Origin of the sequence: Granulicella aggregans, assembly GCF_014203275.1 — a bacterium.
Classification (GTDB): Bacteria; Acidobacteriota; Terriglobia; order Terriglobales; family Acidobacteriaceae; genus Edaphobacter.
On the sequence record NZ_JACHIP010000005.1, the window covers coordinates 212,779 to 236,157 of the forward strand.

Consider the following 23,379-nt stretch of genomic DNA (forward strand, 5'->3'; position numbering starts at 1 on the left):
CATGCACCAGGCCACCGATAGTCTTCGGCTACTGGGCTCCTAAGTCAGCCGGACAGAGTCAAACCGGCCGGGATAAGCCGAAGTAGGAAAACGAGGAAATGCACTTGAACTCAACCGTTAAACAAATTCTCATCTGGGTCTTCATGATCGCCTGCCTGATCTGCCTCTGGCAGTTCGTCGTCAAGGGCACGGGCATGGGACAGGATCACTCCGTCAGCCTGTCACAGTTTCTGAATGACGCCAGCACAGGCAAGGTCAAGGACGTGGTCGTGAACGGCGCTGAGGTCACGGGCCACTACCAGGACGATCCTAAGAACCAGTTCCGCACTACCATTCCGGCTAACTACCCGGACATGTATAAGACGCTGCAGGAGCATGGCGTTTCGGTCACGATCAAAGACCAGAACTCCAATCAGTGGATCAGCCTGCTGATCTCGATTGCGCCGTTCGCTCTTCTGCTCGGCCTGTGGTTCTTCCTATTGCGCCAGATGCAGTCCGGCGGCAACAAGGCGATGAGCTTCGGCAAGAGCCGCGCCCGTCTGCTCTCCATGCAGCAGAAGAAGATCACCTTCAAGGATGTCGCTGGCGTTGACGAAGCCAAAGAAGAGCTCAAGGAAATCATCGAGTTCCTTCGCGAAGCCCAGAAGTTCCAGCGCCTCGGCGGCCGCATCCCTAAGGGCGTCCTTCTCGTCGGACCTCCCGGCACGGGTAAGACTCTGCTTGCTCGGGCGGTCGCGGGTGAAGCGAACGTTCCCTTCTTCTCGATCTCCGGTTCGGACTTCGTCGAAATGTTCGTCGGCGTCGGCGCAAGCCGCGTTCGCGACCTCTTTGAGCAGGGAAAGAAGAACGCCCCTTGCATCATCTTCATCGATGAGATCGACGCCGTAGGCCGTCACCGTGGCGCAGGCCTTGGCGGCGGGCACGACGAGCGTGAGCAGACCCTTAATCAGCTTCTGGTCGAGATGGACGGCTTCGAAGCAAACGATGGCGTCATCCTCATTGCTGCAACCAATCGCCCCGACGTTCTCGATCCGGCACTTCTCCGCCCTGGCCGTTTCGACCGTCGCGTCGTTGTCGATCGCCCGGACATTCGTGGTCGCGAAGAGGTTCTCCGCGTTCACTCGAAGAAGGTTCCCATGGCCGAGGATGTCAACCTCAACCAGCTCGCTCGTGGAACACCGGGTTTCTCCGGTGCCGACCTGGCGAACATGGTGAATGAGGCTGCTCTCACCGCCGCCCGCTTCAACCGCAAGGCCGTACACATGTACGACTTTGAAGTTGCCAAGGACAAAGTGCTGATGGGTGCGGAGCGCAAGTCCATGTTGCGCAGCCCGGATGAACTGAAGACCACCGCCTACCACGAGGCCGGTCACACCCTCGTTGCGGCACTTCGAGATCACTCGGACCCGCTGCACAAGGTCACGATCATTCCTCGCGGAATGGCGCTGGGTGTCACCGTCTATCTTCCGGATGGCGACAACCACACCGTCTCAAAGGATTATCTCGAGACCCGTCTCGCCATGATGATGGGCGGACGCGTTGCTGAAGAGATCTTCCTCAAGCAGATGACGACCGGAGCCGGCAGCGACATCGAGCGCGCTACATCGCTCGCTCGGGCCATGGTCTGCGAGTACGGCATGTCGGCTCTTGGGCCGATGACGTTCGGCAAGAAGGAGCAGGAGGTCTTCCTCGGTCGAGAGATCGGCCAGTCCCGCGACTTCTCCGACGACACCGCCAAGCAGATCGATGTGGAAGTTCGCCGCTTCGTTGATGAGGCTTACGCTTCGGCCTACAGCATCCTCGACAACAACCACGACATCATGCACCGCATGTCGGCTGCCCTGCTCGAGCGCGAGACGCTCGACGCGGTAGAGATCAAACTGATCATCGAAGGCAAGGAACTTCCTGAGGCGCGTTCTCCGCTCTCCCAGGTGGGTCCCGGCGGCGGTGGCGATGTACAGAAGGTCATCAAGCCAGAGGTCGGTCGCAAGCCCGGCTTCGGCGACAGCCAGCCCAGCCCGGCGTAAACGAAACGTTTACTACAACGCAAACAAAAGAGGCAGCCTAAAAGGCTGCCTCTTTTGTTTGCACCCGTTGATTCTGTTACTTCGTAACTAGCTCTTCCACACTCTCCTTGTGGACTTTGACATTTGAACTCTTCGGCTTTGAGCTAAGCTTGCCGGTGCCCACGGACGTGGCTGCCTTCTGAGCATCATCCTGCTTGCCTCGCTCCTCGCCGCCGATCTTTCCGTTGACGTCACCTACCGAGAGCCCCTTGCCGCCAGCCACCTGCGACTCCACAACGTGCAGGCCGTACGCCGTCGTCCATGGCCCACGCATATCCGTGTCGCCTTCGCTTCCGTCGCCCGTCGAGCCGTTGAAATACTCGTCCACGATTCCTGGAGTTGGCTTCAGCATTCCGATCGAAAACGGACTCTTCTCCAGGCTCTCAAGCGCCGCTGAGAACGCCTTCATGTGTGTGATCTCGCGCGTCATCAGGAACTGCAATGTGTCGATCGAACCTGGATCGTCTGTATGGTCGATCAGCCGTTCATAGACGATCTTCGCGCGGGCCTCAGCTGCGATGTTGCTTCGCAGATCTACATCCAGCTCGCCGGTAATCTGAAGATAGTCAGAGGTCCATGCATTGCCCATAGAATCGAAGATGCCTACTCCTCCGCCACCCGCAATCGTCACCAGAGGATCTGCCTCGGCGGCCTCGCGATCGGTCTTCAATGGCGCAAGATGCATGCGGATCAGAGCGCCAACCACTTCCAGGTGACTCAGCTCTTCCGTGCCGATATCGAGCAGCAAGTCGCGTCGGCCGAGATCGTCGACGCAGTTCCAGCCCTGCACGGTGTATTGCATTGCCGCGGCAAGTTCGCCGTTTGCACCACCGAACTGCTCCAGCAGCATCCTGCCGAACCTGGGGTCCGGCGTTCCGATATTAACGGTGTACATGAGTTTCTTTATGTGGTGATACATGGGGAGGGCTCCATCATTGCTGGCGGAAGATCTTGCTGTTCAGGGAATTGCAAGGATCGCATGCGCACTCCCAGATTTGGGAGCATCTTCACATATCCTCGCCGCTGACGCTAGCTGCGTACGCGCACATTCCCTAAGGATGCAGGCAGTGCAGATCGCGCCGCCTCTGTATCCCATGAATAAAGCAAGCTATCTCGTTCTTCTCTCAACCTTGAGGGATTGCGACTAGTCAGCCTCACTCAGCGACATCTTGTGTCGCACATCCGACCCACGGACCCAAAAGATGACATCTTCCGCGATGTTCGTCGCATGGTCCGCCGCCCGCTCCAGGTTCCTTGAGATCAGGATCGCGTTCAGAGCCTGCTCACTCACCAGCGAATGCTGTTGCATCACGCCAATCAGCTCCGTCTGCACTGAACGGTTCATCTCGTCGACCTCATCATCCATCGCCAGCACGGACTCCGCCAACTTCGCATCGGCTTCAAGCAGAGCCTGAATGGCCGTGCGGATCATCACTCCCACCTTCTCGCTCATCGTCTGGATGTCGACCGGCAGGGAGATCTGAGGCGCGTCCTTCAACGATCGAGCCCGCTGCACAATGTTCGCCGACTGGTCGCCAATGCGTTCGAGATCGCTGTTGATCTTGATGACCGAGAGGATGAAGCGCAGGTCGATCGCCATCGGCTGCTCCTTCGCGAGCAGGTCGTAGGCCATGTCGTCCACCGAAGTCTCTGCGGCGTTGATCGCAGCTTCAATCTCCAGAACATGCGCGCAGAGAGTCATATCGCCGGCCAGATAGGCCTCCACCGAAAACTCGAGTGCCTGCTGCGACAATGCTGCCATGGCGAGCAGTTTGTCCTTCAGCGCAACCAACTGTTGTTGAAAATTGATCCGCGGCAAGGGCAGACTCCTCCGTCATTCATTTCCATGCAATTGTCTATTGTCACTCAATTCACAACAACTGCATATGAATCATCGCGAAACAAGCGCCGCCCTACTTATAGATCAGATACTTCTCCCTCTTAGCCTTGAATTCGGCGATCCCCGCTACCCATCCCGCCGCAATTTCGCGCGGATCGATTCCCTTTTCCAGCGCCTCCATCGTGGCATCGTTCACGATCAGTGCCGAGGTCTTCGCCATCTTGAACTGCTCTGGATAGAGCTTATGCAAGGCCGCAATCAGCTCAATGCCCAACTCTGGAGCGTCGAGCGCCTTCCGGTCCACGGCCGCCATGGCGACGCCCTCGATCTCCTGCCCGTGGAACGGGTAGCGATTCTCATCGTCTGCCACCGAAAATTTCGTAGCCGTGAACCGCACCGCGGGAATCTTCCTTGCGGTCAGGTAAGCCGCCAGCTCTGCGCCTTTGATCCATGCGGCTCCGATATGTTCGAACGGCGTCGCCGTGCCGCGTCCTACGGATACGTTCGTATAGTCCAGCAATCCAACGCCAGGATAGAGCGCCGCCGCAGCAATAGACCGAAGGTTCGGGCTCGGATTCACCCACTTCAGTCCTGTCTCGTCGAAGTACTCATTGCGATGCCAACCTTCCATTGGTACCACCGTCAACTTCGCTCGCAGACGGTCTTCGCCGTTGAACATCTGCGCCAGCTCTCCGAGAGTCATGCCTTGCCGCAAGGGCTCCGGCCTGTAGTTGACGTAGGCCTCTTTGCCAGCATCGGAGACCGGCCCCTGCACCATCTCCCCTCCTACAATGTCGGGTCGGTCAAGCACGAAGATCGGCGTCCCAGCCTTGCCAGCAGCCTCGATGAAGTAGCCCATGACGGACTCATACGTATAGAAGCGAACCCCCGCATCCTGCAGGTCAATCGCGACTGCATCGAGCTTTGCAAGATCCTCAACTTTTGGCCGCTTGTCCGAACTCTTAGGTCCATAGAGGCTGATAACCGGCACGCCGCTCACAGCATCCACCCCACTCTTTAGGTTGAAAGAGTCCTTGGCGCCGGCGATCCCATGCTCGGGCGAGAAAAGCATCGTCAACTCCATTCCCGGCGCGGCTTTCAACACATCGATCGTTCGTCGTCCGGCTGAATCGAGCCCCGTCTGATTCGTGAGTAGAGCCACTCGAAGATGGCCGTCCTTCGTCGCAGCCTTCAGCGCCGTGAAGTTTGTCTTCTCCAACACATCGATGCCAGTCAGAACCTTCGCAACACTACCCTTGTCATCCTTCGCCGCAGGCGGAGGACCTGCTTGTGCCGCCACACCAAGCGCCCTCGCCGCAGCCGTAGCCACCTGCCCCCGCAACCCCGATATCGGCGCTCCGCCCCTCGGATGAACTGCATTTGCCAGCAGAACCACATAGCTATCACTCGCAGGATCCATCCACAACGATGTCCCGGTAAACCCCGTATGCCCGAAGCTTCCAATCGGATATAGCTCACCCCGAGGCCGGGAGAATGCCGTGTTCATGTCCCACCCAAACCCGCGAACCGCGATGCCCTTGGTGGGCTTGCCATCCGAAGTGAACACCGTCGCTCCGGACTCCGCTGTGCCCGGCTGCTCCGCCGAAGTCATCAGTTTCAATGTGGCCTGCTTCAGCGGAAATGGGCCCGTCCCATGCACCAGCTTCTCCATCAGCGCCGAAGCATACAGACTCACATCAGTTGCCGTAGAAAACACACCCGCCTGCCCCGCAACTCCGCCCATTCTTCTTGTTGTTGGATCATGCACGACCCCACGCAGAAGATGATCAAAGTCAGGATTCACCGACGCATCCAACTCATTGTCATGCGCCGTCGGAGCGGCGTTGGGAATCCAGGCGGCCCGCGACCACTGGGCAGGCAGGCAGGCAAACGTACTCCGTGCACCTAATCTGGCTCCCGGCCATACGATCGGACCACATCCTCTATCCAGTGGGAGAAAGCGCGTGTGCTCCATCTTCAACGGCTTGAAGATATGATCCGACGCATACACATCCAGTGTTTCCCCACTCAGCTTCTCCACCAGAGCGCCCAGCACGATGAAGTTAATATCCGAGTATTCAAAGTGTGTCCCCGGCAAAGCCACAAGCGGTGAAGCAAAAGCCCGCTTGTAACCTTCGGCCTTATCCGGAGAGGCTAGTCCCCAGGCATCTTTCAAGTCCACATCCGGCGGCAGGCCCGAGTAGTGCGTCAGCAGCGCTCGAATTGTGACGTGCTCTTTGCCATTCGCAGCAAACTCGGACAGATACTTCGCCACCGGATCATCGAAATCGAATTCATGTAACTCGTAGAGTTGCATAATTGCCGTCGCAGTCGCGAGACACTTCGTCAACGAGGCCATATCGAAGATGGTGTCTTCGGTCATCGGCTCTGCTGGCGATGGTTTGCCCTCGAGCCCCGGCTCACCCGCCAGCTTGCGATCGCCGTATGCCTGCTTGAAGACGACCTTGCCGTTGTGCCCAACGACAACTACCGCGCCCGGCAGCTTCTTCGCGGCAATCGCTTCGTTAACGAGAGTTGAGATCGGAGAGAAGTCAGGCGCGGTCGTGGTTGAAATGGTTCTAGAGACAGTGGCAATGGATTGCGCGTCGGGGTCCTTCGACTGCGCGTCGCAGAAGCGCGACGCTCCGCTCAAAATGACGGAGAGAAGCAGCAAGGCTGCCACCGAGCGCACCTGTTTCGACGACTTGCGAAGAACAAGGCTGGCGAGCGATCCGACGGCGAAGGTCACAACCGACCCGATGAGGACATACCAGGTAAATGCAACTTTCGGAAGCACAAATCCATTCGCCAGCACCAGCGCGTTCGGAAACTGCCATAACGCTACATTGAGCGCGAACCCAACAACCATCCCCACAATCGCTCCCCCTTGCGTCGCATACTTTGTCAGGGCACCCAGCAGAAAGACCCCAAGCAGCGCACCGTAGGCCACCGAAGCAATCGACAATCCCACCTCCACCACATGACCTTTGCCGCCCACTCCTACGCTGTAGACCGCGATGGCGAAGAGCACCACCGCCCACATCACTGTCGACGAGCGGGAGACCATAATGCGCTCACTGTCGCCGGCCTCGGGCCGCCAGCGCATGTAGAAGTCGACGACGGTCGTCGAGGAGAGCGAGTTCAGCGCCGCGCTGAGATTCGACATCGCTGCCGCCAGGATCGCGGCCACCATGAGGCCAGCAACGCCTGTCGGCATCTCGCGAACGATGTAGGTGGGGAAGATGCGGTCCGCGCTCGCGAAGGCCGTCGGATGCAGGCCGTAGAAGACGTACAGCCCGGTTCCGATCAATAGGAAGAGCGTGAACTGGATAAAGATCACCACGCCTGAACCTAGCAAAGCCAGTCGTGACTCGCGCAGGTTCTTCGCCGCGAGCATGCGTTGAACCATCAACTGGTCGGTACCGTGCGAGGCCATCGTCAGGAAGGTCCCTCCAATCACGCCTGCCCAAAACGTGTACGCAGTCGTCAGGTTCATCGCGAAGTTGAAGAGATGAAATTTACCGGCCGCATCCGCAACGCGATGGATCTCCGTCCATCCTCCCGGCACGTGCTGGCCGAGGGTCAGGATGGCAACGACGGTGCCGCCGACGTAGATCGCCATCTGGACGACGTCGGTCCAGATCACTGCCGCCATGCCGCCCTCAAACGTATAGAGCAGCGTCAGCGCGGAGATGATCGCGATCGAGAGCACGTCCCTCGTCCCAATCGCGATTCCAACCACGATCGAGACGGCAAAGACGCGAACTCCCTCGGCTGCGGCACGCGTCAGCAGAAACAGGCCCGCCGTCACTTTGTGGAGGGCGTGGCCGAAGCGGTTGTCGATCAGTTGATAGGCCGTCATCATCTGGCCCTGGAAGTACTTCGGAAGAAAGATCGACGCCACAACGATGCGCCCGATCATGTATCCGAAGACCACCTGCAGGAAGCCGAAGTTCCCCGCGAAGGCGACGCCCGGGATCGAGATGATGGTGAGCGTGCTGGTCTCCGCCGAAACGATGGAGAGGCCTATCGCCCACCAGGGGATCGTGTTGCCCGCAAGAAAGTAGTTCTTCAGCGAACGGTCTTTACCTCCGCGAAAGCGCAGGCCAAAAATCGTAATGCCGACCAGATAGAGCGCAACGATCGTCAGATCCAGATTCGAAAGCCGCGCTCTGAAAGGCGCAGCAACTAGAACATTCGGCAGGAAGAGAGCGGCGGCCAATCGAATCAATACTTAGTCTCCAGAGGACAATCATGCACCCGGAACAGAGGGGCTGGGTCGGCTTCAGACCACAATCGCCAAAGATCAATTCTTTTCGGCGACAAAACGCATTCGCTGTGCGATGATCGGACGCTCCCCGGATTTCAAAACCAGAGGTACGCTCCATGACTTGCTCACAGTGTTACAGCAATGAGCTGCGTCGCTCCCGTCTGCGATGGTATGAGTATATTCTTCGTCCGCTTCAAATCCGTCCGTTCCGATGCACGAGTTGCCTGCATCGTTCGCTCCACTTCTCTCGCGGGGGTGCCCTGCCTTCGCATTCCGAAAGTGCACGATAACGCACCTTTCGGATGGTTCGGCTGAGGCCACGCTTGACGCACACAGGTGCTGCCATTAACCTTAACTGAATGGCTTATTCCCCTCTCATGCGCGCCACGACCCACTGCAGCTGTTGTCGCTGCCTTGCGCGCTGTCCGCTCTGTACCGTCTCGTAGACTCCGTCCCCCTCCAGTCCGAGCCAGAACACAGCCCCAGCCGCCCACAAATCATGTGGGCTTTTTTATTTTCTGCATACCGATAGCTCAAAAAGTGTCTAGTAAACATCAAAAGGATCAGCATGTCCGATACCGCCCCTGAAGTTGCCGTAACTTCCCCCAAGCCCGTCAAGGAGACGAAAGCTCAGAAGTCCGAACGGCTGAAGCTTGCCAAGAATCCGTGGGACGCATGGGACGAGGTCCGTCAGTTTGCGAAGGAAGGCCGCGATTCCGTGCTTCCGGAGTGGACCGGCCTCTATTTCAAGTGGTGGGGCGTTTACACGCAGGGCGACGGGCTGGGTGTGACCGGCGGCACGGCGGGCGAGGGTAAGGCAAGCGAGTACTTCATGATGCGTATCGGCATGCCCAACGGTATGCTGACCAGCGCCCAGACCCGCGTCATCGCGGACCTCACGAAGAGGTACGCCCGCAACCTCGCCGATATCACCACGCGGCAGAATATTCAGCTTCACTGGCTGACCATTGAGGCGCTGCCCGAGGTTGTAGACGCGCTGACTGCTGTCGGGCTTTCGCCCAAAGGCGCTTGCGGCGATGTGGTCCGCAACGTGACCGGCTGCCCACTTGCGGGATTGCACAACCATGAGCTGCTCGATGCCAGCCCGCTTGCGCTGGAGATTGCGCAGAAGCTCACGGCGAACCCGGAGTTCTACAATCTACCGCGTAAGTTCAAGATCTCGGTGACCGGATGCCCGGAGTGGTGCTCCTATCCGGAGATCAACGATGTCGCGCTGACTGCGATCCAACGCGGCGATGAGATTGGCTACACGCTGCGCGTCGGCGGCGGACTTTCGACCGAGCCACACATGGCCGTCCGCATCCCTGCGTTCATCAAGCAGACAGAGGCCTACAACGTCGTCGAAGCGGTAGTTCGCATCTTCCGCGAGCAGCAGGACCTGCGTGAAAACCGTACCCGCGCCCGCATCAAGTATCTCTTCATGCGCCATGGATGGACTGCGGAGTCGATGCTTGAGGCGATCGAGGAGAAGCTGGGCTACAAATTGGATGGCGCGCCTGCGACCGATGAACATCTTCTGGACGATATCTATCGCGACCACATCGGCATCACCCCGCAGCGCCAGCCCGGGCTCAGCTCCGTCGGCGCAAGCGTCCTGAATGGCCGGCTCAGCGGCGACCAGCTGGCCAAGTTGGCAGACTTGTCCGACAAATACGGCAACGGACAGCTCCGCGCGACGATCATGCAGAACATCGTTCTGGTCAATGTGCCGGACCGTGAGACGGCGGCTCTGGTCATCGAGCTGAACTCGCTCGGCCTGCACGTCGATATCTCCGCCTTCTGGCGGGGCGCAGTCGCCTGCACTGGTACCGAGTTCTGCAAGCTCGCCATCGCAGAGACCAAGGGCTTCAGCAAATGGCTGGTCTCCGAGATGGAAGACCGGCTTCCCGGCTTCGACCAGCAGATCAGGCTGCATGTCACGGGCTGCACCAACTCCTGCGGCCAGCATTGGATCGCCGACATAGGGCTCGAGGGCAAGAAGATCAAGAAGGACGGCCTGTCGGTGGATGCCTTTTACTTCTGCGTTGGCGGAGCGGTGGGCAAGTATGCACGGCCGGCTCGCGCACTCGGATACCGCGTGGCGGCAGACGAGGTACCGGCGGCCATCGAGCGGATGCTGCGTGCATATCTACTGGCACGCACGGAGGGCGAGGACCTACGCGCTTACTTCGCGCGTACGGACGACGATTCTCTCCGCGCTCAGCTTGCCGGAGCGGTGATCGATCCGGTCGAACGCGATGCTCCGCCGGTTGGAGCGGGACGGCACGCGCCAGGCGAGTAGGGCGTTCACGATATCCTAATTCCGTGGCTGACCTTACCTTCGCGCAATCCTCCCGCAGAAACTATGCCGTTCCCATCCTGATCGCGGTTCTGATCCTCGGCGCAGTAGCGACGATGGTGAACCACCACCTCTCCGGCCGCACGGTAAAGGCTGCGATCACCCACACGGAAGTCTTCCCGATCCGCGTCACCTTCAAGTCCCAGCAGCAGGCCCAGGGCTTCAAGGTCCTCAGCGACAAGCCGGTCTCGCATGACGAGGGCGTCTACGTCTTCGCAGCGGTGCACATCGAGAACCACCTAACCGATCCTCTGTTCCTGAAGGACTTTCATGCGGTGCTCGATACGGGCAATGGGCAGTTGGGCACAAGTGCGATCGAGCAGGCAGACCTCTCAGCCGTTACCGCTGCATTCCCGGAGTTGAAGTCGAAGATCGCGAATCCGCTTCTGCGTGAATCGACAGTCTCTCCGGGGATGACGGCGGATGGCGTGGTTGTGCTCCAGTTCCCGATCACACAGGCGATGTGGGATGGGCGGAAGTCTGCGGCATTGACCATCGACTTTTATCACCAGGATTCGATCGCAGTGACGATCCCCAAACCCTAAGAGACCCTATGAGACGCCGCTTCATCGCCGATACCTGGACCGACACGACCGCTGCCCTGACGGGCGACCAAGCAGTCCATCTTGCGCGTGTGCTGCGGGCAGAGCCGGGGCAGATCTACGACATCGTCGCGAACGGGTTTCTGCATCGAGCGGAGATCACGCGGGTTGCGGCGGACGAGGTGGTGTTTACGCTTCACGAGGAGCTTGAGGCGAATGCCGCCCTGCCGCTGCATCTGCTGCTGGCGATCTTCAAGTTCGACCACTTTGAGTGGGCGGTGGAGAAGGCGACTGAGTTGGGAGTGGGTAGCATCACGCCGGTGCTGGCTCGCCGGACGGAGAAGCACCTCGCTCAGGCTGCGGCTAAGCGGGTGGAGCGGTGGCGGCGGATTGCGCTGGAGGCGGCCAAGCAATCGCGGCGCACGGATATTCCCGCGATTGGCGATCCTTTCCCGCTGAAGCTGGCGCTTGAGCAGGAGTCTGCGGCGACGCGAATTCTTCTGAGCGAGACGGAGCAGGAGGTGACGCTGAAATCCGCCCTGGGGGGCTCGAAGGCGGGCGAGGTGGCACTGGCGATTGGGCCGGAGGGCGGGTGGGCTCCCGAGGAGATGGCGCTGTTCACTACGCATCAGTGGACGCATGTGACGCTTGGGCCGAGGATTCTCCGGGCGGAGACGGCGGCGATTGCCGCGATTGCGATCTCTTCAACCTGCTTATCTTGATGGATGACCGGCGCGGTGATTGCGTTCGGTTGGCGACGGGAGGCCCGGTTGAGCAAGCCCCCCGCCGCTAGCATTAGCTGTATCTCGCAAATGAAGATCATCAACCTTCAACTTCTTATTTCGATTCGACCAGCCCTGCAACAACTGCGGCAAGCTTATCGAGTATCTGGTTCCAGCCCTCCAATTGACCGCTGTCTTTCGCGCTTTCCATGGGTTCATTTCCAATGAAGGTGAGTCTCGTCTGGCCGGTTCCGAGATCCTCAAAGAGGGTCACGTCGTACGCACCTTCTATGGCCTCATGTTCTATTCCTAATTCTGCAGGGTCAATCTTGTTTCCCTTCGAGTCGGAAAAGTACATGGAGGAGACGATCTTTTCGTAGGGAACAATCTCGTGGTAATCAGTCGCATTCCAGAACTCCTGCCCGTCCGGCGACTTCATGCAGCAGAGAAACTTTCCTCCAACGCGAAAATCCATCTCACAAACGGGTGCGGTAAAGCCCTTCGGCCCCCACCATTGCATCACGTACTTCGGGTCTGTCCACGCCTTCCAAACCAGCTCGCGTGGGGCATCAAAAACTCTTATAACGACCATCCGCTCAACTTCGTTAATCGTCTTTTCCGTCATCTCTGACCTCCTCTTTATTCATTTGATTTACAACAACTTCCAGCTTGTCGAAGCTCTCTTCCCAGAATCGGCGATAGCTAAAGGCCCAGTCGCTGACCGTCTTAATCGCCTCTGGCCTTAGCGCGCATACACTCTCTCGTCCACGCTTGGTCTTTACCACAATCCGAGCCCGCACTAGGTATGCGATATGTTTGGAAATCATCTGCTGCGAGAGTGCAAACGGCTCCGTCAATCCATGCACGGACGAAGGGCCACGAGCGAGTCGTTCAACCATCGCCCGCCGGGTGGGGTCAGACAGAGCCGCAAATGTTGTATCCAATGAATCCACAACCAAATGGTAGTTGATTGTCGATCAATGTCAACTGCTAATTCTGCGTTCCTGATCCCCGTCCCTGAGACCACTCTAGCGAGGTTCCCGCAACTGCCGGTCTTCGGCAACCGGAGCTGAGTCTGAAGCGCCGTTCGCGTTCCTAAGCAAAGAAAGGGCTGAAGGCTGGCCCATGAAACGGCAAACCTCCAGCCCTCATTTCTTCGATGAAAAAGCCTAGCTAAAAATATCCTTCACCTTGCTAAAGACTGAACGCGAAGCAGGCGTGTTTTCCACCGTCATCGTTTCTTCTAGTTGCTTCAAAAGATCGCGCTGAGATTTGGAAAGCTTCGTCGGCGTGGAGACACGGATCTCTACAATAAGGTCGCCCTTGCCGTGTTCGTTCAGATGCGGAACGCCTTGTCCGCGGAGTTTGATCTCCTTGCCGCTTTGGGTGCCTTCAGGGACTTTGATCGTGGCTGGACCGTCGAGAGTTTGGATCTCGAGCTCGGTTCCGAGGGCTGCCTGGGGGAACGAGATCGGCACCATGCAGTGGAGGTCATCGCCGTCGCGCTCGAAGAACTTGTGCGGCTTGACGTTCAGCACTACATAGAGGTCGCCGGTGGGGCCGCCGAACATGCCGGCTTCGCCCTCGCCCTGATAGCGGATGCGGGTGTCCTGCTCGACCCCGGCGGGGACCTTGACCAGGATGGTGTGCTCCTTCTGGACGCGGGTCTCGCCACGACAGGACTGGCAGGGGTCGCTGATGATGGAGCCGGTACCGCTGCACTTGGGGCAGGTGCGGGCGACCGAGAAGAAGCCCTGCTGGAAGCGCATCTGGCCAGCGCCTTTACACTGCGGGCAGGTGACGGGAGCCTTGCCCTTAGCGGCTCCGGTGCCACGGCAGTCGAGGCAGGTCTCCATCCGCTTGATGGTGATCTCCTTTTCCTTGCCAAAGACGGCCTCTTCGAACTCGAGGGTCATGTCGAAGCGGAGGTCGCGGCCACGCTGAACGCGGGAGGCCTTGCGCTGGCCGCCCATGTTAAACATCTCGCCGAATAGGTCGCTGAAGACGTCGCCGACATCCTGACCGCCGAACGGGTTGCCGCCCTGGAACGGACTTCCTCCGTTACCAGCACCCGCGCCGCCACCGAACGCTGCGTGGCCGTAACGATCGTAGGCCGCGCGCTTGTCCGGATCGCTGAGCACCTGGTAGGCCTCGCTGCAGGACTTGAACTGCTCTTCGGCCTCCGGATTGTCCGGGTTGCGGTCGGGGTGATACTGCATGGCGAGCTTGCGATAGGCCGTCTTCAACTCCTGGTCGGAGGCGTCCCGCGATACACTCAGCACTTCATAGAAATCAATCTTGGTCACGTTTGCCGTCGCACTCATCTCTTGGGGACTCTCGTTCTAATCTGGTTCAGTTGAAGGAAACTAGGCCGAAATCTGGGCCGAGTTCGACGCAATGCGTACGAGCGCCGGGCGCAGAAGCTTCTCGCGGATCTTGTAGCCGCGGCGAATCTCCTCCAACACCTGGTGGTCGGGGAACTCCGAAGTTTCGATGCTTCCAAGGGCCTCGTGGACTCGCGGGTCGAACTGCGCTCCAACGGTCTCTACCGGGAGAACCTGCAGGCCCTTTAGCGCGTCTTCCATCTGCTTTAGAATCAACTCGACACCACCGCGGAGCTGCTCGGCGGTGCCATCGGCCTTGAGGGCGAGCTGGAAGTTATCCATGACGCCGAGGAAGGGCTCGATGGTGCTGCCGATGGTGTACTCGCGGGCATCGGTGCGTTCCTTCTGCTCGCGCTTGCGGGCGTTATCGAACTCGGCCTGCAGGCGGGCGAGGCGGTCGATCAACTGCTCTTTTTCTCCACGAAGTTGATCGATCTCAATCTGCGCAGAACTGGCGGTGACGGCCTCCGAGCCGCTCTCTTCGCCGGCCTGCTGCACCGTCCGCTTCCCTGCGTGGGTATCGTTCATCTGCTGGTCACTCGCTTCTTCAAAGACTTCATTCTGTGTCGTCATCTCTTCCCCAGTTTCCTTGTTCTTATCAATTCCGGCCCATCTTGCTACCCGATCCCAACTTTTTTCCCGCTTCTCTGCCACAAAGATCTCCTATCCCGACGGATGCAGCATGCGGTCAAAGACCTGCGAGATATAGCTCACCGCATTCATAGTGTTCTCATAGTGCATCCGTTTCGGGCCAATGACACCGACGGTTCCCCGGCTTTCGCCGGCCATCCTTGCCGGAGCGGCAATGAGTACCAGCCCCGCCATCTCGGGCGCGTGCTCCTCAAGATCGAAGACAACGCGGACCGACTCCTGCCTTGCATCGATGTATGCATTCAATAGATCGACCAGCCGTTGCTTCTCTTCAAGAGCTGCGAGAACCTCGCGCAGCCGTGAGGCGTCCTGCTGTCCGGAGATCTGACCGGAGATCAAGTTGGCGACACCCTCGACATAGACGGTCTGATGCGTTTGCGTGCTTGCCGGAACGGTGCGCGACCAGAGTTGCTGCACCTGGGTAATAAGCTTTTGATACTCGCTGCGCTCGTGCTCGACCATGCGGGCGATCTCTTCGCGGACGCGCTCGACGCTCCAGCCACGGAAGTGCTCGTTGAGGAAGTTGGCGGCAGTCTCGAGCTCGCGAAGAGAAAGGTCACGATCGAGGGCAAGGACGCGGTCGCGGACCATGCCGGATTTAGTAACGACGACGGCGAGGACACGAGCCTCGGCAAGGCGCGAAAAGTGGACGTGCTCGAGCATGTCGCCATCCGAGGCAGCGGCGATGGCAACGCCGACACCGCTTGAGAGCGTGGCGAGGACATGCGAGGTTCGCTGGAGGACGGCCTGGGTTCCGGCTAGGCCGACGAAGTTCGAATCGATCTGCGAGCGGGAGCTGGCGGAGAGACGTGCTGGGGTAATTCTGGGCTGCTCGCCGCCGCTGAGCTGTTCGACATAGATGCGGAAGGCGCGGGCGGTGGGAATGCGACCTGCGGAGGTGTGCGGCTGCTCCAGGAGGCCAGCGTCGGCGAGTTCGGCCATCTCGTTGCGTATGGTGGCGGCAGACATACCGATGGCTTGGCCCGTGCGATCCAGGACCTGCAGGCGGGCGACGGTGGCCGAGCCGACGGGCTCGCCGGTGGCGATGTAGCTTTCTACGATGGCCGTAAGAATCGCCCGCTGACGGGGGGTGCAGCTCAAGCTACGGTTTGCCTCTGCCATTTCTACTGGCCACCCTTCCTAAAGATTTGCGGATCGCACGACGTCCCACTCACATTTAAGAATACGCCAAGCGTCAAGAGGCAGGGTGCAGGGAATAGGGCCTAGGCGTTAGCGAGGCAATTGCTACACCCTAAACCCTGCACTCTAGGTGATCTCCAGGACATCATCTGTGCGTCCGGCAATCTCTACCGCAGCACTGGCTACCTTGCGGGCTATCTCGTAGAAACCCTTCGCGATCTCGGAGTCGGGGCCGGCTAGGGAGACGGGGAGACCAGAATCTCCGCCTTTTCGGATGGACGGGTCGAGTTCGAGCGAGCCGAGGAATTCGAGGCCGAACTGGGCCGCAGTGCGTTCCGCACCGCCCGAGGAGAAGATGTCGATGACCTGCTGGCAGTGCGGGCAGGTGAAGTGGCTCATGTTTTCGACGATGCCGATGACCTCGACCTTGACCTGGTGAAACATTTCGAGGGCTTTCCGAGCGTCCTGCAAACTTACATCGCTGGGAGTAGACACGACGACGGCACCGGTGAGCGGGACGGTCTGGACGAGCGAGATGACGACGTCGCCGGTGCCGGGAGGAAGGTCGACGATGAGGAAGTCGAGCTCGCCCCACTGAACCTGCTGCAGAAATTGTCGAATGATCTGATGCAGCATGGGTCCGCGCATGACCATGGGCTTGTCACCGGGAGAGATGAGGCCGACCGAGATAAACTTCACGCCGTGGGAGACGATCGGTTCGATCATGTTCTCACCCACGATGTTGGGCTGGCGGGTGACGCCGAGCATCATCGGGACATTGGGTCCGTAGATATCAGCGTCGATAAGGCCAACTTTGTAGCCGAGCTTGCTGAGGGCTACGGCAAGATTTACCGCTACCGTGGTCTTGCCTACGCCACCTTTACCGCTGCCGACCGCTACTACATGCGCTACGCCGGGTAGGGGTTGAGGTGCTGGTTGCTGCATTCCATGTGCTGCCATCAGATGATCTCCAATCGAATTCCCTTTAGATGTGCCAGGTTGGGGTAAGTTCCGCGCGCTGTTCGCGCTTGCGTCTGGTCTCTTCTGCCCGCATCTCGCGACGTCTGCCAGCGTCTTCGTAGCGGCGTTTCTGGTGCTCTGTTTCGGGGATGACCTGCGGGACTTCCAGCTTGTTGCCGGTCTGGTCAACCGCGACAAAGGTCAAATAGGCGGAAGAGACGTGGCGGAGCTTCTGCTGGCGAACGTCTTCGACCATGACGCGGACTCCCACTTCCATGGAAGTGCGGTAGGCGCGGTTGACGCTGGCCTTGAGGATGAGCAGCTCGCCGATTTTGACGGGAGCAACGAAGTCGAGGTGGTCCATGCTGGCGGTGATGCAGATGGCGCGGGCGTGGCGCGAGGCGGCCATGGCGGCGACGAGGTCGATGTACTGCATGAGGCGGCCGCCGAAGAGATTGCCGATTCCGTTGGAGTCGTTGGGGAAGACGATCTCGCTGCGCTCGGATTGGGATTCGGCGACGGTGCGGGCTGTCTGGGTTGGCTCACTCATTCGTATCCATCATACTTTGCCGTCTTCACAACTCTTCACGCCGGAGCACGCTAGAATTCAACTTGACCATGGATAGACTTGCCGCCTTCGCTGAACTTCTTGCCGTCGACCCCGCCAATTCCTTTGCCCGCTACGGTCTGGCGATGGAGTATCTGAGCCAAGCGAAGCTCGATGCAGCGCTGGCGGAGTTTGCTCGGACCATCGAGCACAACCCCGACTATGTGCCTGCTTATCAGATGTCGGCGCAGACGCTGGCGAAGATGAACCGGTCGGAAGAGGCGATCACGCTGCTGCAACAGGGGCTGGCGGCGGCGGCGCGGACTGGGAATGCCCATGCTGCGAGCGAGATGCAGGGGCTGCTGGACGAACTCGCGTAATTTCTCCACCTCACGCACACGGTAAAGCTGGGTGCATCCCTGAGCTGTCGCCGACATCTATACTTAGACATGGCGACCACTCTACCCTCGACCTTAGGCGCTCTCCGCGCCAGTGAATACACTCCGGCCCGTCTCGCACGCTCTGTAAAGGATGAGCTTCGCGATAACTTGATCGCTCGGCTTCGATCGCGTGCGGGCGTCGAGAGTGCGGTGCCACTGTTTCCCGGTATCGTTGGGTACGAAGATACGGTTGTGCCGCAGATTGTGAACGCGGTGCTGTCGAAGCACAACTTCATTCTGCTGGGGCTGCGTGGACAGGCGAAGTCGCGGATTCTGCGCTCGCTGACTACGTTGCTGGATGCGCAGAGCCCTTATGTTGCCGGGTCGGAGCTGCGCGACAATCCGTATGCTCCGCTGTCGAAGTTTTCGAAGGATCTGATTGCGAAGATGGGCGATGAGACGCCGATCGCGTGGATGTCGCCGGACGATCGCTACGTGGAGAAGCTGGCGACGCCGGATGTGACGGTTGCCGATCTTGTCGGCGACATCGATCCGATCAAGGCGGCGCGGTCGAATCAGGACCTGGGCTCTGAACTGACGATGCATTACGGGCTGCTGCCCCGGGCCAATCGCGGCATCTTCTGCATCAACGAGGTGCCGGATCTGGCGGGCAAGATCCAGGTGGCGCTCTTCAACATCATGCAGGAAGGCGACGTGCAGATTAAGGGTTACCCGGTGCGGCTGGCGCTGGATGTGGCCATCGTCTTTTCGGCCAACCCCGAGGACTATACGGCTCGTGGCAAGATCGTGACTCCGCTAAAGGACCGCATTGGGTCGGAGATTCGCACGCACTATCCGGAGAATATCAACGAAGGCATCGCGATCACGCAGCAGGAGGCGTGGACCAAGCGCGGTGGTGAGCTGAAGGTTGAGATACCGACGTACATCAGGCAGGTGGTGGAGCAGATCGCCTTCTCCGCGCGCGAGGACAAGAAGGTTGACAAGCGGTCGGGAGTATCACAGCGGCTGCCGATCTCGACGATGGAGTTGGTGGTTTCGAATGCGGAGCGGCGGGCGCTGATTCATGGCGAGTCGGTTGCCGTGCCTCGGATCGGCGATATCTATGCGGCGCTGCCAGGCATCTCAGGCAAGATCGAGCTGGAGTATGAAGGCGAGATGCGGGGGGCGGATGTTGTCATTCGCGAGATCATTCGCGGCGCTGTCGCCACAATCTTCGATGAGTACTTTACCGGCACGAACACGCAGCAGATCGAGCAGTGGTTCAACCTCGGCGGGACGGTGGCGTTGACGGACGAGTTCTCGGCTACCACTTCGCAGGACGAGCTGAAGCAGATTCAGGGGCTGTTCGAGAAGCTTTCGCCGCTGCAGATCAACTCGAAGTCGAAGCCGGAGATCGCGGTGAGTGCGGCGGAGTTTCTGCTCGAAGGCATGTACGCGCACAAGCGCATCAGCCGCAGCGAAGAACGGACGTTCACGGCTGCGGAGAAGAAGCAACGGAACAACGATGCAGCAAACTACGCGGAGAAGATGCGCGAGCGTGAGATCGAGCGGGACGATTATAAGAACCGGACGCGCCGGGGATTTAACTAGCCGTCGTGTCGCCGGGAGGCTTGGATGGTAGACAAAAAAAGTGAATACACTCGGTGTCTACGATGCGATAGGCGGTTCGTGGGCGCAGAACAATTCGCGGCCCATCTGGCTGAACATGAGACAGACGATATAGCGAAAGCGCAAGAAGAAAGACTCAATCCATATCCGTCAACCACAACGCTCTTCGAATCACATGATTCCAGCCTAGATGCAACTAAGAACATCGGATACTTCCGCCGTGAAGGATCGAGATTTGGGTCTCATTCAATGCGTTCGGGATCGGAAGATGAAGCGCAGTTCTGAATTGGCCTCTGGCGCCGCTACAACACAAGAGTTTAAACAGGTACAGCGAAATGAAACGCACACGCTACACCAAGTTCACCGGCGATCTATCCTCCTCCTTCGGCCTCGAAGACCTGATGCAGGCGCTCTCTGACTTCTTGCTCGACTCCGGATTTCAGGATCCCTTTTCGCCCTATCAGGAGTTCGATGGCGAGCAGACGATGGAGAACCTGCGTGAAGCCATACGGCAGGCGCTTGAGTCGGGTGAGTTGTTCGACGAAGAGTCGCAGGAGAAGTTCGAGCAGCTTGATGCGCAGCAGGTTGAAGAGCTGATCGATCAGATCATTCAGAAGATGCAGGAGCAGAACTTCATCAACGCCGAACAGCCGCAGCAGGGGCAAGGCGAGAACGGTGAAGGCGAGGCCAACGCAAAATTCGAGGTGACCGATAAGGGGATGGACTTCCTCGGCTACAAGGCACTGCGGGAGTTGCTGGGGCCGCTGGGGCGGTCGAACCTGGGACGGCATGACACGCGGCATGAGGCTTCGGGCGTGGAGACGAATGGGAGCAGCAAGCTTTATGAGTTTGGCGACACGCTGAATCTCGACATTACGGCAACGCTTTCGAGCGTGTTTGCGCGTGAGGGATTGGCCACCGCTATCGATGGTGAAGAGCGCAGCCCGCTAATGATTGAGTACTCGGATATTCATGTGCATCAGTCGGACTACCAGTCGTCGTGCGCGACGGTTGTGCTGCTGGATTGCTCGCATTCAATGATTCTTTATGGGGAAGACCGGTTCACGCCGGCGAAGCGAGTGGCGATGGCACTGTCGCATCTGATCCGCACGCAGTTCCCTGGCGACACGCTGAACCTTGTGCTCTTCCACGACTACGCGGAAGAGGTGCCGATCTCGCAGCTATCGCGCGTGAAGGTGGGGCCCCACTATACGAATACGCGCGATGGGCTGCGACTGGCACAGCGCATCCTTGCGAAACAGAATAAAGACATGAAGCAGATTGTGATGATCACGGACGGCAAGCCTTCGGCGCTGACGCTGCCCGATGGACGGATCTACAAGAATGCGTTTGGGCTCGATCCGCTGGTGATCGCGGAGACGCTTGAAGAGGTCTCTCGGTGCAAGCGGTCGAACATCATGATCAATACCTTCATGCTGGCTCAAGACTACGCGCTGGTGCAATTTGTGCAGAAGGTGAGCGCGATGTGCCGGGGTAAGGCGTACTTCACAAGCCCGGAGAAGCTGGGCAGCTACCTGCTGATGGACTTTATGTCGCGGCGGATGAAGACGGTTCACTAGGACAAACGAAGAGGCCCGGCAAGATTCGCCGGGCCTCTTCGTTTGGGGCAGCAGACTACCACCTATCGTCATGGTCCTTGCAGGCCTTGCCGTCGGTGACCGAGGTTAGCTTTTGGTTGGCAGCCGTCAACGAACGGCTATAGCAACGGCCTTCGCTATCCTTGCTGGTGTAGCTGGCCGATGAGTTGCCGATACCCGCCGCAGTCAAGCTGAATGACGAGCTGAACTGCAATACGTCCGCCGAGTTCACTTCTTCATCCGACTTCTTCTTGAAGAACTCGTAGCCGTTGATCGCCTTCGATTCGCGAGCGATGTCCTTCTGACTTGAGGTCACGGTCTGCGTGTAGCTTCCGTCGGGGTTGTAGACGAAGACATAGTTCAGATTCAGCGGATAGGAGAAGTGCTGCGTGGTCTTCTCCGTAAGGTAGCCGGTGCGTGTCGTGGTCACAGAGTCGACCGTGGTGGTCTGCACGACATCCTGATCGTCGGGTCCGATGTTCGGGTTTACATCGACGGTCTGGGTGTTGAGGAAGTCCACCGCCTGCTCGACGGTCGTTTCGACGCGCCCGTGCGAGGTATCGACGTAGCCCTTGATCTCAAACTTACGCTTCGATCCGACGGCGACGGTTCCGGTGGTGGTGCCGTTGGCGTCGGTGACGAGGTTCTCATTGACCGTGGGTGTCGGGTTCAAGGTGAGCGTGTTGCTGATGATGCCGCCGGAGGTGTGCTTGCGGCCCTTGTCGGTGTAGGCAAGAACGTTGCCGGTGACGAGGAAGTAGCTGTCCGCGTTGTAGACGCCGATGCCCACAGTGTGCGGCTCGCCATCAGCCAGAATGCCGGCGAAGGGCGTCAGGTCGACGCGATAGGGCTTGAAGTTGAGGGTCTGGACGCCGGTGATCGGCTCCCACAGGTAGGGGTCGATGCCGCCGGTGTAGATCCACGGATAGACCGGAGCGACGCCGGCTGGGTTGCCGTCGATGGTGATCTCGGTCTCGCGGAACGCGGTGTTTCCGCAGCTCTCGAGGTTGCCGGTCTGGTCGTTGGGGACGCAGAGGTACCAGAACTCATCGCTGGACTGGCTCTGCGAGATGACGTCGAGAAAGACCTTCTCGGTGTTTGCGGGGAGGTTCAAGACTTGGGTGATCTGTTGGCCGGAGTTGACGGTGCCTGCATCTCCGCCGGTGCCATTCACGGGTACGACGACATCCGGAACGACGGGCGCGGGCGACTTCCACGAGGCTGGATAAAACTCTAAGGCGGCGTTCGCATAGATGATGCCGGTGTAGGTGGAGTCGACCTCGTTGCCGATGTTGGCCTCTCCGGTCTCGGCAATCTTGAGGATGGCAGAGAGATCGGTGACGTCGCGCTCGACGTGCCAGGAAGGGCTGAGCGCACTACGCGGCTCGGCGGTGGTGCCGTAGTAGATGCTGGCATGTCCGAGGTAGAAGGACGCGGTGCGGTCGAACTGGCGGCCCGCGGTGACGGTGAAGTCAGCGGTGAAGACGACCTTCGCCCAGGGACCGGCACACTTGGCCGGGGGAATGTAGTTCATGACCACAGGGGTGAAGCCTTCGAACTGCTGTTCCTTGAGCAGAGGGACGATGCAGGGCTTGCTCTCGGGGCGGCTGACAAGGGGTTCAGCGCTGACGGGGTTTGACGACCCGACCTGTGGGGTGGCGGGTACGATGACAACCTGAGCAGAAAGAGAGACGGCGAAGACAAGCGGAAGGAGGGTTGATCCAGCAATGAGGCGGCAACGACGCGGGGAGGGAGTGGAGGAGTTCGGAATACGCACGGGAGATCCTTTCAGGCCTAGCAGGATGCTGCTCAAACTAACATAAAAGTTGCAGATTTGTGGAGACTAGACACTCAAGTTGTTATCCGATGACAACAGATGGCGGGGCGTTCTCCTTGACAGGCTAGGAGAGCGCTGATAATTTTTCTCCTAGACAATCAAGGAGAGAAGCATGGGCAAACAGGTCGATCTGCTGCAAGGGACTTTGGACCTGCTGATCCTGAAAGCGGTGTCGCTAGGGCCGCTTCACGGTTACGGCGTGCTGCTGCGGATTCAGCAGATCTCGGGTGAGCAGCTTGAGATTCAGCAGGGATCGCTCTATCCCGCGCTGTATCGGCTTGAACACCAGGGATGGATTGCTAGCGAGTGGGGCGAGTCGGACAACAATCGTAAAGCGAAGTTCTACTCGCTCACCGATACCGGCAAGAAGCAGTTGCGCTCCGAAGAAGATCGCTGGAACCGCATGGCCGCGGTGATGGCGACCATCCTGAAGACCACCAGCGAGGAGATATAG

At 59.0% G+C, this 23,379-nt stretch carries 19 protein-coding genes; 8 read left to right on the forward strand and 11 right to left on the reverse strand.

Annotation, left to right across the window (positions count from 1 at the left end; genetic code table 11):
- The first annotated feature begins 104 nt into the window (after positions 1-104).
- Positions 105-2,027: an ATP-dependent zinc metalloprotease FtsH gene (ftsH, locus tag HDF16_RS18250; RefSeq protein ID WP_184219826.1), complete on the forward strand. Its 1,923-nt coding sequence runs from the start codon at positions 105-107 to the stop codon at positions 2,025-2,027.
- A gap of 76 nt (positions 2,028-2,103) precedes the next feature.
- On the opposite strand, the gene HDF16_RS18255 is transcribed toward ftsH, so the two are convergent.
- The 3 genes from HDF16_RS18255 to HDF16_RS18265 all read right to left on the reverse strand — a co-directional run bounded on the left by HDF16_RS18255 (position 2,104) and on the right by HDF16_RS18265 (position 8,137).
- Positions 2,104-2,985 (reverse strand): manganese catalase family protein, encoded by an 882-nt coding sequence (locus HDF16_RS18255; protein ID WP_184219829.1) that lies wholly within the window; start codon positions 2,983-2,985, stop codon positions 2,104-2,106.
- Between the two features lie 225 nt (positions 2,986-3,210).
- Entirely contained in the window at positions 3,211-3,885 is a 675-nt protein-coding gene (gene phoU, locus HDF16_RS18260; RefSeq protein ID WP_184219832.1) for a phosphate signaling complex protein PhoU, read from the reverse strand.
- A gap of 94 nt (positions 3,886-3,979) precedes the next feature.
- Positions 3,980-8,137, reverse strand: a complete 4,158-nt coding sequence (locus HDF16_RS18265; RefSeq protein WP_246409283.1) for a sodium:solute symporter family transporter — start codon at positions 8,135-8,137, stop codon at positions 3,980-3,982.
- A 607-nt stretch (positions 8,138-8,744) separates the two neighbouring features.
- Between HDF16_RS18265 and HDF16_RS18270 the strand changes: the two genes are divergently transcribed.
- Genes HDF16_RS18270 through HDF16_RS18280 form a run of 3 tightly spaced genes read left to right on the forward strand, consistent with a single transcriptional unit; the run spans position 8,745 to position 11,799 of the window.
- Positions 8,745-10,478, forward strand: a complete 1,734-nt coding sequence (locus tag HDF16_RS18270; protein WP_184219836.1) for a nitrite/sulfite reductase — start codon at positions 8,745-8,747, stop codon at positions 10,476-10,478.
- Positions 10,479-10,501: 23 nt separating this feature from the next.
- Positions 10,502-11,080 (forward strand): hypothetical protein, encoded by a 579-nt coding sequence (locus HDF16_RS18275; RefSeq protein WP_184219839.1) that lies wholly within the window; start codon positions 10,502-10,504, stop codon positions 11,078-11,080.
- Positions 11,081-11,088: 8 nt separating this feature from the next.
- Positions 11,089-11,799: an RsmE family RNA methyltransferase gene (locus HDF16_RS18280; protein WP_184219842.1), complete on the forward strand. Its 711-nt coding sequence runs from the start codon at positions 11,089-11,091 to the stop codon at positions 11,797-11,799.
- 115 nt (positions 11,800-11,914) lie between these two features.
- Here the strand turns inward: HDF16_RS18280 and HDF16_RS18285 are convergent, their stop codons facing one another.
- The 7 genes from HDF16_RS18285 to HDF16_RS18315 form a co-directional block, all read right to left on the reverse strand.
- A complete protein-coding gene (locus HDF16_RS18285) occupies positions 11,915-12,424 on the reverse strand; it encodes an SRPBCC family protein (RefSeq protein ID WP_184219845.1) in 510 nt (169 codons plus the stop codon).
- Positions 12,405-12,698: an ArsR/SmtB family transcription factor gene (locus HDF16_RS18290; RefSeq protein ID WP_246409285.1), complete on the reverse strand. Its 294-nt coding sequence runs from the start codon at positions 12,696-12,698 to the stop codon at positions 12,405-12,407. The genes HDF16_RS18285 and HDF16_RS18290 overlap by 20 nt, the downstream gene beginning before the upstream one ends.
- Positions 12,699-12,968: 270 nt before the next feature.
- Entirely contained in the window at positions 12,969-14,123 is a 1,155-nt protein-coding gene (gene dnaJ / locus HDF16_RS18295) for a molecular chaperone DnaJ (protein ID WP_184219851.1), read from the reverse strand.
- Positions 14,124-14,165: 42 nt separating this feature from the next.
- Positions 14,166-14,756, reverse strand: coding sequence for a nucleotide exchange factor GrpE (locus HDF16_RS18300; RefSeq protein WP_246409287.1), 591 nt, complete (start codon positions 14,754-14,756; stop codon positions 14,166-14,168).
- 90 nt (positions 14,757-14,846) lie between these two features.
- Positions 14,847-15,956, reverse strand: coding sequence for a heat-inducible transcriptional repressor HrcA (gene hrcA, locus HDF16_RS18305; RefSeq protein WP_184219854.1), 1,110 nt, complete (start codon positions 15,954-15,956; stop codon positions 14,847-14,849).
- A gap of 144 nt (positions 15,957-16,100) precedes the next feature.
- Positions 16,101-16,934 carry an Mrp/NBP35 family ATP-binding protein gene (locus HDF16_RS18310; RefSeq protein WP_184219857.1) on the reverse strand — a complete coding sequence of 278 codons (834 nt, stop codon included), beginning with the start codon at positions 16,932-16,934 and terminating at the stop codon, positions 16,101-16,103.
- Between the two features lie 25 nt (positions 16,935-16,959).
- Positions 16,960-17,484 carry an acyl-CoA thioesterase gene (locus HDF16_RS18315; protein WP_184219860.1) on the reverse strand — a complete coding sequence of 175 codons (525 nt, stop codon included), beginning with the start codon at positions 17,482-17,484 and terminating at the stop codon, positions 16,960-16,962.
- Between the two features lie 68 nt (positions 17,485-17,552).
- On the opposite strand from HDF16_RS18315, the gene HDF16_RS18320 reads away from it, so the two are divergent.
- From HDF16_RS18320 to HDF16_RS18330, 3 genes are all read left to right on the forward strand, one after another.
- Positions 17,553-17,861, forward strand: coding sequence for a tetratricopeptide repeat protein (locus HDF16_RS18320; protein ID WP_184219863.1), 309 nt, complete (start codon positions 17,553-17,555; stop codon positions 17,859-17,861).
- 69 nt (positions 17,862-17,930) lie between these two features.
- On the forward strand, positions 17,931-19,472 hold the full coding sequence (locus tag HDF16_RS18325) for a sigma 54-interacting transcriptional regulator (protein ID WP_184219866.1): 1,542 nt from the start codon (positions 17,931-17,933) through the stop codon (positions 19,470-19,472).
- A gap of 353 nt (positions 19,473-19,825) precedes the next feature.
- The gene (locus tag HDF16_RS18330; RefSeq protein WP_184219869.1) at positions 19,826-21,070 is read left to right on the forward strand and encodes a vWA domain-containing protein; all 1,245 of its coding nucleotides are present in this window, start codon (positions 19,826-19,828) and stop codon (positions 21,068-21,070) included.
- A gap of 55 nt (positions 21,071-21,125) precedes the next feature.
- On the opposite strand, the gene HDF16_RS18335 is transcribed toward HDF16_RS18330, so the two are convergent.
- The gene (locus HDF16_RS18335) at positions 21,126-22,865 is read right to left on the reverse strand and encodes a peptide-N4-asparagine amidase (RefSeq protein WP_184219872.1); all 1,740 of its coding nucleotides are present in this window, start codon (positions 22,863-22,865) and stop codon (positions 21,126-21,128) included.
- A gap of 172 nt (positions 22,866-23,037) precedes the next feature.
- Here HDF16_RS18335 and HDF16_RS18340 point away from each other — a divergent pair, with 172 nt between their 5' ends.
- Positions 23,038-23,379, forward strand: a complete 342-nt coding sequence (locus tag HDF16_RS18340) for a PadR family transcriptional regulator (protein WP_184219875.1) — start codon at positions 23,038-23,040, stop codon at positions 23,377-23,379.

Bases quoted from the DNA above. Each gene is read 5' to 3' on its own strand.
- HDF16_RS18315 (WP_184219860.1), bottom strand. From the start codon at position 17,484: ATGAGTGAGCCAACCCAGACAGCCCGCACCGTCGCCGAATCCCAATCC.
- HDF16_RS18325 (WP_184219866.1), top strand. From the start codon at position 17,931: ATGGCGACCACTCTACCCTCGACCTTAGGCGCTCTCCGCGCCAGTGAA.
- HDF16_RS18270 (WP_184219836.1), top strand. From the start codon at position 8,745: ATGTCCGATACCGCCCCTGAAGTTGCCGTAACTTCCCCCAAGCCCGTC.
- HDF16_RS18310 (WP_184219857.1), bottom strand. From the start codon at position 16,934: ATGGCAGCACATGGAATGCAGCAACCAGCACCTCAACCCCTACCCGGC.
- HDF16_RS18300 (WP_246409287.1), bottom strand. From the start codon at position 14,756: ATGACGACACAGAATGAAGTCTTTGAAGAAGCGAGTGACCAGCAGATG.
- HDF16_RS18290 (WP_246409285.1), bottom strand. From the start codon at position 12,698: ATGGTTGAACGACTCGCTCGTGGCCCTTCGTCCGTGCATGGATTGACG.
- hrcA (WP_184219854.1), bottom strand. From the start codon at position 15,956: ATGGCAGAGGCAAACCGTAGCTTGAGCTGCACCCCCCGTCAGCGGGCG.
- HDF16_RS18280 (WP_184219842.1), top strand. From the start codon at position 11,089: ATGAGACGCCGCTTCATCGCCGATACCTGGACCGACACGACCGCTGCC.
- dnaJ (WP_184219851.1), bottom strand. From the start codon at position 14,123: ATGAGTGCGACGGCAAACGTGACCAAGATTGATTTCTATGAAGTGCTG.
- HDF16_RS18320 (WP_184219863.1), top strand. From the start codon at position 17,553: ATGGATAGACTTGCCGCCTTCGCTGAACTTCTTGCCGTCGACCCCGCC.
- HDF16_RS18340 (WP_184219875.1), top strand. From the start codon at position 23,038: ATGGGCAAACAGGTCGATCTGCTGCAAGGGACTTTGGACCTGCTGATC.
- HDF16_RS18330 (WP_184219869.1), top strand. From the start codon at position 19,826: ATGAAACGCACACGCTACACCAAGTTCACCGGCGATCTATCCTCCTCC.
- HDF16_RS18255 (WP_184219829.1), bottom strand. From the start codon at position 2,985: ATGTATCACCACATAAAGAAACTCATGTACACCGTTAATATCGGAACG.
- HDF16_RS18285 (WP_184219845.1), bottom strand. From the start codon at position 12,424: ATGACGGAAAAGACGATTAACGAAGTTGAGCGGATGGTCGTTATAAGA.